1 pseudogene is annotated in these 477 nt (G+C 63.9%); it reads right to left on the minus strand.

The features are described from left to right. Window positions 1–477: pseudogene (locus SB725_RS30155) on the minus strand (HlyD family type I secretion periplasmic adaptor subunit); the annotation flags it as partial.

Genomic DNA, 477 nt, shown 5'->3' on the forward strand with positions numbered 1-477 from the left:
GGATCACTCCACCGATGGTGTTGACCAGCAGCTGTTTGACGATACCGCGCACAGGTGAGGTGACCATGGTGCGGTGAACCCGGTCGTCCAGCGCCTTGCTGGTGGCCGTGGCCTTGCTGAGCTCGGTGCGTGCCTCATTGAGCTGGGTCAGCGCTTCGCTGCGGAATTTGCCACGGGTTTCTTCGATCTTGCTCTGTACTTCCCGAATGGCCGCCTCGGCACGCGGGATGGCCAGCGCGGTGGAATCCATCTGGCCACGGTTTTCCACTTCGGCACGGCGCAGGCGCAGCACTTCGACCTGGGAGATTGCGCCCTGGGCTACCAAGGGCTCGGACATCGCAATCTCCTGGCGCAGCAGTTGCAGGCTGTTGGCGTACTGCGCGCGCTTGGAGGTGTATTCGCGCAGCTCCTGCTGGCGCTGTACCAGCTGCTGCTGCAGGCCACCGATCTCGTCCTGCAGTTGCTGGCGCCGGCTCT

The sequence above is a fragment of the Pseudomonas sp. SIMBA_041 genome, assembly GCF_046535095.1.
Taxonomy (GTDB): domain Bacteria; phylum Pseudomonadota; class Gammaproteobacteria; order Pseudomonadales; family Pseudomonadaceae; genus Aquipseudomonas; species Aquipseudomonas mucoides.